This is a genomic window from Thauera aromatica, assembly GCF_023093595.1.
In the GTDB taxonomy this organism is placed as follows: Bacteria; Pseudomonadota; Gammaproteobacteria; order Burkholderiales; family Rhodocyclaceae; genus Thauera; species Thauera aromatica_A.
This window is the reverse complement of record NZ_JALLIK010000060.1, coordinates 1-9,676: the sequence shown is the minus strand read 5'-3', so window position 1 is coordinate 9,676 and position 9,676 is coordinate 1. Positions and strand designations below refer to the sequence as shown.

Genomic DNA, 9,676 nt, shown 5'->3' with positions numbered 1-9,676 from the left:
GGCCAAGCGAAGGAGGCCGGGCGAGTTGCCCACAGCCAAGCCCGGTGGATAACCCTGCCCCATCGCGACACCATGGCCTCTATGGTGAGGAGGGTAGTCCAGTGAGCGTGCGGACCAAGAAGGCACAAAAAACTTTCACCTACCCACTCTTCTGGCTATAATGCCGCCCTTTCACGGACAGGTGGATGAGTGGTTTAAGTCGCACGCCTGGAAAGCGTGTTTGGGATAATATCCCAACGCGGGTTCGAATCCCGCCCTGTCCGCCACCGCACACCATAAAGCCCTGATTCGTCGGGGCTTTATCTTTTTGTAGGTCTCCGGGCCCTGGTGGCGAGTTCCCACGACGCCCGGCTGGCAAAAACCTCGCCGGCAAAGAGCAGTTCGCGCCGGATCCGGCGCAGATCAGGGCCTATTCCATTGCTTCGCCGGATGGGAGCCGGCTTATGCGCCATGCCGGTGCACGGCATGATCGGCACGACTTGCCGCCTCTCCGTATCTGTATAAAAATACAGTCACAGGAGAAGTGCCATCATGTCCCCCACCCGCCGATCCCATCAGACCTGTCCGTACTGCCACATACCGGTCGCCATCGAACAGTTCGAGTTCGCCTCGGACCAAACCCACACCTACAGAGTCTGTCCGGAATGCGGACACCCCCTGCTCCTGAACGAACCGTCGACCGCATCTCCTGCAGCACGCAACATGACAAAGCCGACCGGACGGGCAGATCCGGCACAAGCGTCCCACCCCCGCCTGCCCGACCTCATGGAACGGTATTCCGGTCACGCTGGCGGCATGAGATGAGCCAGCTCAGCTTCGATTTTGCCGCCGATCGCGGCTTCACTCCTGGGCGTGCGGCATCTTCCAGACACACGGCCGCTCCCGGGCCATACCCGGCTCCGGCCAAATCCGATCCAAATCCCGCTCGACCCGCGCCCATGACCACCGACACTGCCCCTCTTTCCGCCCCTGAATCCGCCGCCGCGGCGGACGTTCCGATAGCGATCCGCGAAGACCGCCTGTGGCACGACGCCGGCTGGATGGCGCGTGTAATCAAGAACGAGGATGACGACGGCTGGGCCGTCGAAATGCTTCAGGATGGAGAGCCCGAACCGGCACTGGTCGGCCCGTGGACCATGGGGCGCGACAAGAAGAACCCCAAGCCGCTGGATCAGGCCGCGTTCAACACGCTGGTGAAGACCGCCTCCGAAGTGCTCCTGCGCCACCGCCAGCAACACCATGCCGCGCTGCACAAGCGCCTGACGGTGTTCGCCCTCGACAGGCAGTGGGAAGTCCGGCTGGACATCGTTCCCGACGAGTACGAACCCTATGCCCTGCTCAGCGCATTCGACGAGGCGGGCGACGAACTCGCGCAGCTGCGGGTGCGCCCCGACTTCAGGCTGACGAGCGCGAGCGCCACCGCGTGGATCATCGACGACTTCCGTCGTCCGCGGCAGGAAGACGAATGAGCATCGCCGCAGGCGCAAGCCTCGTCGGGGAGCGTATCCTCCGGTCGCCGAGCGCCACAGGGCACTGGTCCCTCGGCCTGACCAGCACCGCAGCCTCGAACACCGCAGCGCCCCGCTGAACCGCAGCCCGCGTCCCGATGTCCGCGTCCGTCAGCCGGCGGGCTCGAGGCCCGTCCGGCCCGGGACCGGGCGTACGGCATCGCTCGACTCAGCACTACGCCGTTCCGTCAGCGCGGCAATGATCTCCTCGTCATAGCTGTAGATATCCTGGCGCAGCTGCACGCCGCCGGCTTCATCGAGCCCCGCGGTGAAGTAGAGCAGCAGTACCGGAATCTCGCGCCCGACCGCAATCGTGCGGGTCGCCCCGCGATCGAGCTCGGCCACGAGCGTTTCCGCACTCCAGCGCTGCGGATCGTCGAGCAGCAGCAAGGCGAGCTCCAGCGGCTTTTCCAGGCGCAGGCAACCCGAGCTGAAAGCACGCACGCTGCGCCCGAACAGCTCCGGCGCATTGGTGTCGTGCATGAAGATCGTATAGGGGTTGGTGAGCGCGAACTTGATCCGCCCGAGCGCGCCGTCGGCGCCCGACTCCTGCACGATCCGGTAGGGAAAGCCGTCGCGGGGCGCCGCCGCCCAGTCGATCGCGGCCGGATCGACCGCCTGCCCCTTGCCGTCGACGACACGCATCCTGTGCGCGGCGAGATAACCCGGATCACGCACCATCGCGGGAATGACATCCTGCTTGAGGATGGTGGGCGGCACCACCCATTTCGGATTGAGTACGAGGTGCTGCACGCGGTCGCGGAGCAAAGGGGTCTTGCGCGACGGCCGCCCCACCACCACGCGCGAGGACCACGCGCGCTGGCCATCGAGCACGAGTTCGGCAGTCTGGGCGGCGATATCGAGCCGAAGATGATCGCCTTGCAGATCTTGCGCGACCCAGCGCAGGCGCTCGAGGTTGGCACGGATCTGGTCGGCGCGCCGCGCCGGGCCGACCCCGAGCGCCGCCATCGTCTGACGCCCGACCAGGGCATCTGCCTCCAGGCCGTGGGCACGCTGGAAGCGGCGCACCGCCTCGGCCAGGAGAGGATCGAAGTATGCCGGATCGGCCGTCTCCAGACCGCGCTCCCCGCCCGCCTGGAGACGGGCGCGCAAGGCAACGACACGCCGGTCGCGCTCGCCCGGATGCAGCGTCGGCCCGGCAGGGACCGGCGGCCAGTCGCCGAGGGCGGCCTGAGCGCGGTATTGCGCATAGGCTTGCTGCAAGAGCCGGTACAGGGGCAGTGCAGGCGCATGGTCCGCGATCGCCGCCCCCAGCCCGGGGGCCGCCAGCACCGCCTCGAGTTCGCCGGCCCGCAGCGACGGGCCGGGTTGAGGCGCGAAGTTCCACTCACGGTACAACAGGCGCGGGTCGAGCTTGCCGTAGCGCAACTGGCGCAACAAGCGGGCAAGGCTGTCGGAGAGTGTCACCTCGCGCTCGGCCCGTTGCGCGGGCGAGAGCGTGGCCGGATCGGCATCCACGACCTGGCGCAGGCGTTCGAGTGCGAAATCGGCGGGGTCCAGCCCATGCTCGCGGCTGGCTTCCACCGCGGCCAACAGCGCCGCGGCCTGCGCCGCGCCGGCCCATGCCGGGCGATAGGCTCGGGCAAGGTAGAACGGCGCCACACTGGCGTCGACGGACGCGCTGCGCAGTTCAAGTTCACCGGCGATGGCCTCAGCCATGTCGTCCATCGCCCCCGCCACCGCCCCCCCCGCGTCGCCAGCCCCGTGGGCGGGAAGGGCGGGAGCCACAACCGGCGAGCCGGGATGCGTGCCCGCCGTCGCCGCGGCCGCTACGGCGGATTGCCCCGCAGCAGCGGCCAGCACCCCCACCACCAACGCCGCCAGAGTTACAAAACTTTTGCCCGTCCGGGTGCCTGTTTCGGTTAGGATGCGCGATTCAAGTGCTTGTTCGGACAGACGATTATCCATGTCGAGAACTCCCCACGATCACTCTGGCGCACGCCGCCGGCTGCTCCTCAAAGGTCTTTCCACTTTGCCGCTGGGCCTCTCCCTCGGCAGCGCACGGGCCCATCCTGCCGCATTCGCCCACGATCACCGGCTCGCGTTCCGCCACACCCACACCGACGAGCGTCTCCAGCTCGCGTACCGCGACCGGCGCGGCTACATCGAACCGGCACTGCAGCGCATGAACTGGCTGCTGCGCGACTTCCGCACCGGAGACGCCATCGCCATGGACCCCCGCCTGTACGACATGCTCCATGCCTTGAGCCTGCGCTGCGGCGGCGATACGTTCGAAATCATCTCCGGCTACCGTTCGCCGGCCACCAACCAGGCCCTGCGCAAGACCGGCGGCGGGGTGGCCAAACGCAGCCTGCACATGGACGGCAAGGCGATCGACATCCGCCTGGCCGGGGTGGACACCGCGCGCCTGTGCGATGCCGCGCTCGCCTTGCGTGCCGGCGGCGTCGGCTATTACCCCGAATCGGATTTCGTCCACATCGACACCGGCCCGGTGCGCAGCTGGGGCCCTCGTCCGGCCTGATGCAGGTGCCGATGCCGCGCACCGCGCGTCGGCCTTCAGTCCAGCAGCAGCAGCGCCCACACCACGGCCGCATTGAGCAGCGCTATGAACACCGCGGCACTGCCGATATCCTTGGCGCGCTTGGACAGGGGGTGGCGTTCCAGCGATACCCGATCGACCACCGCTTCGATCGCGGAGTTCAGCAGCTCGACCACCATCACCAGCAGCACGCTGCCGATCATCAGCGCCCGCTCGAGCGCCGAGTCTCCCAGCCACAGCGCGGCCGGCACCGCGATCAGGGCGATCCAGACCTCCTGGCGGAAAGCGTCTTCGTTGCGGTATGCGGCGCGCAGGCCGTCGACCGAGTAATGCAAGGCGCTCCAGACGTGGCGCAGGCCTTTCGTGCTTTTGAAGGGGCTTTCCATCCTGATGTTGTCGGTGTCGTCGCGGGACCGCGATGATGGCACGAAACACCACCGCCTTGCCGTCCGCGGCTCAGGCCGGATCGAGGCGCAGGATCCGCCCCCCGCTCTCGTCGAGCAGCCACAGCCTGCCGTCCGGCCCCTGGCGGACGTCGCGGATCCGCCGGCCGAGCGCACTGAGCATGCGCTCTTCATGAACGACCTTGCCGTCCTCGAGCACTAGGCGAACGACGAGCTGGTGCTTCAGCGCGCCGACGAAGAGGTTGCCGCGCCATTGCGGAAAGGCCTCCCCGGTGTAGAACGCCATTCCCGACGGCGCGATCGACGGCGTCCACTGCCAGCGCGGCGCCTCGACATCGGCGCGCTCCGTGCCTTCGCCGATCTTGCGCCCGGTGACGTATTCGCGGCCGTGGGTGATCACCGGCCAGCCGTAGTTGCGCCCGCCCCGGGTGAGATTGAGCTCGTCGCCGCCCTGCGGGCCGTGTTCGTGCGTCCACAGCGCGCCGGTCTGCGGGTCCAGCGCCGCGCCCTGGAGATTGCGGTGGCCGTAGGACCAGATCTCGGGCAGCGCGCCGGCACGACCGCGGAAGGGGTTGTCCGCCGGCGCGCTGCCATCCACGGCGATGCGCACCACCTTGCCGAGGTGGCTGTCGAGGGCCTGGGCGCGATCGCGGAAGTGATAGCGGTCGCCGAGGGTGACGAACAGACTGCCGTCGGGGGCGAACACCAGGCGCGAACCCCAGTGATGGCTGCCGGAGGGGTCCTCGCTCTGGGCGAAGATGCGTTGCACCGCGTGCACGCGCAAACCGTCGAGGTCGAGGCGGGCGCGCGCCACCGCGGTGCGCGCGCCGCGCGCGGTGGGTTCGGCGTAGGAAAACACGATCAGGCCATCCTCGGCGAAACGGGGGCCGAGGGCGACATCGAGCAGCCCGCCCTGGCCCTGCGCGTGCACCTCGGGCAGGCCGGCGATCGGCGCCGACAGACTGCCGTCGGCAGTGACGACGCGCATCCGCCCCGGCCGTTCGGTGACCAGCATGCGGCCATCGGGCAGGAAAGCGAGCGACCACGGGTTTTCCAGGCCGCGCGCGACCTCGCTGACCTTGACGCTGGCCGTTTCGGTGCGCACGATCACGTCCCTCGCCCAAACCGGCACGGGAACAAGCACTGCCGTGAACAGCAGCGCGCCGAGCAAGGTAGTGCACCACACCGCTTTTGCCGCAACCATCATCGTTCTCCTGTGCCGGACGGGAGCCGGCGGGAACGTCCCGCGGCTCCGGCCTTCCCGTGGCCGGCGATCGTGATCAACGCCTTTAGGACTTCGCATGCCCGCGACCGTTCGTCAACTGCTGCGCCTGCTTTTTGTCATCGTCCTGCTCGCCGTGTTCTGGCTGGCGCTGCTGCCGGCCCCCGAGGTGCCCCGGCTGGTGGCCTGGCAGGACAAGATCGAGCACGCCGTACTGTTCGCCGCCCTCGCCCTGCTGGCGCTCGCAGCCTGGCCGCGGCAAGCGCTGCGCATCGCCTGCGGCCTGCTGCTGTACGGCGCGGCGATGGAAGTGGCGCAGGCGCTGACCGCGTACCGTATCGGCGATGCATTCGACTGGCTGGCCGACGCGACCGGGTTGCTGGTGCTGCTGCCCTTTGCCCGGCGCCGGCATGATCGGCTGTAAGCTCCGCCCTCGCGCGCCCGAAGGCGAACCTTCGAACCGGAACTCCCTGCGATGAACACTGCCCGCCACGTCCTCGAACTCCTCGCTCCGGCCAAGACCGCCGACTTCGGCATCGAGGCGATCAACCACGGCGCCGACGCCGTCTATATCGGCGGCCCGGCCTTCGGCGCGCGCTCGGCGGCGGACAATGCGGTCGCCGACATCGCCCGCCTCGCGGCCCACGCCCACCGCTACCACGCGAAGGTCTTCGTCGCCACCAACACGATCCTCTTCGACCACGAACTGGAAGCGGCGCAGCGGCTGATCTGGCAACTCTACGACGCCGGCGCCGATGCGCTGATCGTCCAGGACATGGGCCTGCTCGAACTCGAGCTGCCGCCGATCCAGCTCCACGCCAGCACCCAGACCGACATCCGCGACGCATCCAAGGCGCGCTTCCTGCAGGACGTGGGCTTCTCGCAGCTCGTGCTGGCGCGCGAGCTCTCGCTCGCCCAGGTGCGCAAGATCGCCGCCGCCACCACCTGCCAGCTCGAATACTTCGTCCATGGCGCACTGTGCGTGGCCTTTTCCGGCCAGTGCTACATCAGCCACGCCCATACCGGGCGCAGCGCCAACCGCGGCGAATGCTCGCAGGCCTGCCGCCTGCCCTACGATCTGAAGGACCAGGACGGCCGCACCCTCGCCAGCGGCCAGCACCTGCTGTCGATGAAGGACAACAACCAGAGCGCCAACCTGCGCGCGCTGGCCGCCGCGGGGGTGAGCTCGTTCAAGATCGAGGGCCGCTACAAGGACCTCGCCTACGTCAAGAACATCACCGCCCACTACCGCCGCCTGCTCGACGACCTCCTCGATCGCCCCGAGGCCGACGGCCCGGCCTGGCGCCGCGCCTCCAGCGGGCGCAGCACCTTTCTGTTCACGCCGCAGGCCGACAAGACCTTCAACCGCGGTTACACCGATTACTTCACGAACGAGCGTCAGCACGGCATCGAGGCCTTCGAGTCGCCGAAATTCGTCGGCGAGCCGATCGGGCGCGTGGCGAAGATCGACGCCAAGGGCCGCAAATTCTTCGATGTCGAGCGCAGCGCCCCGCTGCACAACGGCGACGGCCTGGCCTGGTACGGCCCGAAGGGCGAGCTCGCCGGCCTACGCGTCAACCGGGTCGAGGCCGGCGCCGGCGGCATCGACCGGGTGTTCGTGTCCGAGCCGCTGCCTGCCGGGCTGGCACCCGGCACCGCGCTGCTCCGCAACCACGACCACGAATTCGAACGCGCCCTGGAAAAGAAGTCCGCCGAGCGCCGCATCCGCGTCGATGCGCGCTTTGCCGCCACCGCCACCGGCTTTGCCCTCAGCCTCACCGACGAGGACGGCATCGGCGCAAGCGCGGAGCTGGATACCGCCTGGGAGCCGGCGCGCGATGTCGGGCGCGCGCTGGCGGGCATCCGTGAGCAACTCGGCAAGCTCGGCGGCACGATATTCACCGCCGGCGACATCGTCCTCGCCCTGCCGCCGGCCTCGGGCGCGGCTGCCGGCGCCGAGCCGACCGCGCCCTTCCTGTCCGCCGCCCAGCTCAACGCCCTGCGTCGCGAGGCCGTCGAACGCCTCGAAGCGGCGCGCCTCGCAGCCCATCCGCGCCCACCCCGGGCGGCAGCGGTCGAACCCCCGGTACCCTACCCGCAGGACGACCTGAGCTATCTCGCCAACGTCGCCAACGCCCGCGCCCGCGCCTTTTACGCCAGGCACGGCGTGAAGCGGATCGACGCCGCCTTCGAAGCGAACGAGGAACGCGGCGCAGTGCCGCTGATGATCACCCGGCACTGCCTGCGCTACAGCCTCAACCAGTGTCCGAAGGAAGTGAAAGGCCTCCGCCCCGAACCGATGCAGCTCGTCCACGGCGACCAGACCCTGACCCTGCGCTTCGACTGCAAGCGCTGCGAGATGCACGTCATCGGCGCGCTCAGGCCGCAGGTCGCGAACAGGCACGAAGCAACGGAACGCAAGCTGGAGTTCTTCCCGAAAGGCGGCTAGATGCAGGCGGCTAGATGCGGCATGGACCGCGACCCCACCGCCCGCTCTGGTAATCTTGCCCCCGCAGCGGCGCAACCGCTCGTCCGATCGAAATCCCGGAATCCACTGCATCGATGCCGCCCCTGACCCCGCTCGCCGACCTCGCCGACCGCCCGCACGCGGCCGAAGCCCCACTCGTCGTCGTCGCCCTGTGTGCCGCCTGGTGCGGAACCTGCCGCGACTTCCGCCCGGCGTTCGAGCGCATCGCGGGCGCCCGTCCCGGCATCGTCTTCGCCTGGGCCGACATCGAGGACGACGCCGAACTCGTCGGCGACATCGACGTGGACAACTTCCCTACCCTGGCGGTGATGCGCGGCGGGGTCGTGCTCCATTTCGGCGTCACCCTGCCGCATGAGGCCGTGGTCGCACGGCTGATCGACGCCTTGGCGAGCGCACCCGCACGCACCGCCCCCGGCGTGCCCGACGAAGTACGGGCCCTGGCGGCGCAGCTGTCGCGCTGAACCGCCGTCTCCGAAATCAACCTGCACACGCCCGCGCTGCTGCCCAACGACTACTGCCCCCCGAGTTCGACACCCCACTCGATCGGGAATCGATCAGCCAACCCGATCGAGCGGGCTGATCACCCCTCCAGCACCCCGGTTCAGGACATGCGTGTAGATCATCGTCGTCTTCACGTCCGCATGGCCGAGCAGTTCCTGCACCGTGCGGATGTCGTATCCGCCCTCCAGCATATGCGTCGCGAATGAATGGCGCAGCGTGTGGGGTGTCGCCGGCTTGGCGATCGCCGCATCGCGCGTCGCCTGCCGCACCATCCGCTGTACCGACTGTTCCGACACATGATGGCGCCGCACGCCGCTGCTCCGCGGGTCGACCGCGCGCGAAGCAGCCGGGAACACGTACTGCCAGCCCCACTCCCGTGCTGCCATCGGATACTTGCGCTCCAGCGCATTCGGCAGATAGACCTCGCCGTAGCCTTCCCCAAGATCCTGCCGGTGCAACGACTGCACCCTCCCCAAATGCGCCTGCAGCGGCGACTTCAGCGCAATCGGCAGCATCGTCACCCGGTCCTTCGCTCCCTTGCCATCGCGCACGAGAATCTCGTTTCGGCCGAAGTCGACATCCTTCACCCGCAGGCGCAGGCACTCCATCAACCGTAGCCCGGAGCCGTAAAGCAGGCTCCCGATCAGCCACTGCGCCCCCTCCAGCCGCGCCAGCACCGCCCCCACTTCGTCCCGTGTCAGCACCACCGGCAGCCGCTTCGGTGCCCTCGCCTGCGTCACCCCGTCGAGCCATGGCAATTCAACAGCCAGAACCTCGCGATACAGAAACAGCACCGCCGATTTCGCCTGATTCTGCGTCGATGCCGCTACGCGCCCCGCTACCGCAAGATGCGTCAGAAACGCCTCCACCTCCGGCGCCCCCAATTCCTGCGGATGTCGCTTGCCGTGAAAGAGGATGAACGTAAGCGCTCCACGAACCCCATTCTTACGTAGCTCCGTGTGAGCCCGCATGCTTCGGCTTCCGTTTCTCAGGGAGCACGAGCATGTCGGAGCGCAGCAAGTTCTGGTTGTC

Annotated in this window: 9 protein-coding genes and 1 tRNA gene; 6 read left to right on the top strand and 4 right to left on the bottom strand. The window is 68.4% G+C overall.

All coding sequences use genetic code 11. The annotated features are described in order from the left end of the window. Positions 1-175 precede the first annotated feature (175 nt). Positions 176-266 (top strand) — tRNA-Ser (locus MXC99_RS01005). A gap of 672 nt (positions 267-938) precedes the next feature. Continuing rightward, positions 939-1,469, top strand: a complete 531-nt coding sequence (locus tag MXC99_RS01000; protein WP_247723771.1) for a hypothetical protein — start codon at positions 939-941, stop codon at positions 1,467-1,469. Positions 1,470-1,619: 150 nt separating this feature from the next. Here MXC99_RS01000 and MXC99_RS00995 read toward each other — a convergent pair whose 3' ends face one another. After that, positions 1,620-3,437: a L,D-transpeptidase family protein gene (locus MXC99_RS00995; RefSeq protein ID WP_247723770.1), complete on the bottom strand. Its 1,818-nt coding sequence runs from the start codon at positions 3,435-3,437 to the stop codon at positions 1,620-1,622. Here MXC99_RS00995 and MXC99_RS00990 point away from each other — a divergent pair. Next, the gene (locus MXC99_RS00990) at positions 3,436-4,011 is read left to right on the top strand and encodes a YcbK family protein (protein WP_247723769.1); all 576 of its coding nucleotides are present in this window, start codon (positions 3,436-3,438) and stop codon (positions 4,009-4,011) included. The two genes, MXC99_RS00995 and MXC99_RS00990, sit on opposite strands and share 2 nt — an antisense overlap. Positions 4,012-4,046: 35 nt before the next feature. Here the strand turns inward: MXC99_RS00990 and MXC99_RS00985 are convergent, their stop codons facing one another. Both MXC99_RS00985 and MXC99_RS00980 read right to left on the bottom strand, forming a co-directional pair. Continuing rightward, the gene (locus MXC99_RS00985) at positions 4,047-4,415 is read right to left on the bottom strand and encodes a diacylglycerol kinase (protein WP_247723768.1); all 369 of its coding nucleotides are present in this window, start codon (positions 4,413-4,415) and stop codon (positions 4,047-4,049) included. Between the two features lie 70 nt (positions 4,416-4,485). Continuing rightward, positions 4,486-5,637, bottom strand: coding sequence for a PQQ-dependent sugar dehydrogenase (locus MXC99_RS00980; RefSeq protein WP_247723767.1), 1,152 nt, complete (start codon positions 5,635-5,637; stop codon positions 4,486-4,488). Positions 5,638-5,734: 97 nt separating this feature from the next. On the opposite strand from MXC99_RS00980, the gene MXC99_RS00975 reads away from it, so the two are divergent. From MXC99_RS00975 to MXC99_RS00965, 3 genes are all read left to right on the top strand, one after another. Further along, on the top strand, positions 5,735-6,079 hold the full coding sequence (locus MXC99_RS00975) for a VanZ family protein (RefSeq protein ID WP_247723766.1): 345 nt from the start codon (positions 5,735-5,737) through the stop codon (positions 6,077-6,079). A 51-nt stretch (positions 6,080-6,130) separates the two neighbouring features. Next, positions 6,131-8,104 carry a peptidase U32 family protein gene (locus MXC99_RS00970; RefSeq protein WP_247723765.1) on the top strand — a complete coding sequence of 658 codons (1,974 nt, stop codon included), beginning with the start codon at positions 6,131-6,133 and terminating at the stop codon, positions 8,102-8,104. Positions 8,105-8,217: 113 nt separating this feature from the next. Next, positions 8,218-8,604 (top strand): thioredoxin family protein, encoded by a 387-nt coding sequence (locus MXC99_RS00965; protein WP_247723764.1) that lies wholly within the window; start codon positions 8,218-8,220, stop codon positions 8,602-8,604. Positions 8,605-8,697: 93 nt separating this feature from the next. Here the strand turns inward: MXC99_RS00965 and MXC99_RS00960 are convergent, their stop codons facing one another. Then, on the bottom strand, positions 8,698-9,615 hold the full coding sequence (locus MXC99_RS00960) for an integron integrase (protein ID WP_247723763.1): 918 nt from the start codon (positions 9,613-9,615) through the stop codon (positions 8,698-8,700). Between the last annotated feature and the right edge of the window lie 61 nt (positions 9,616-9,676).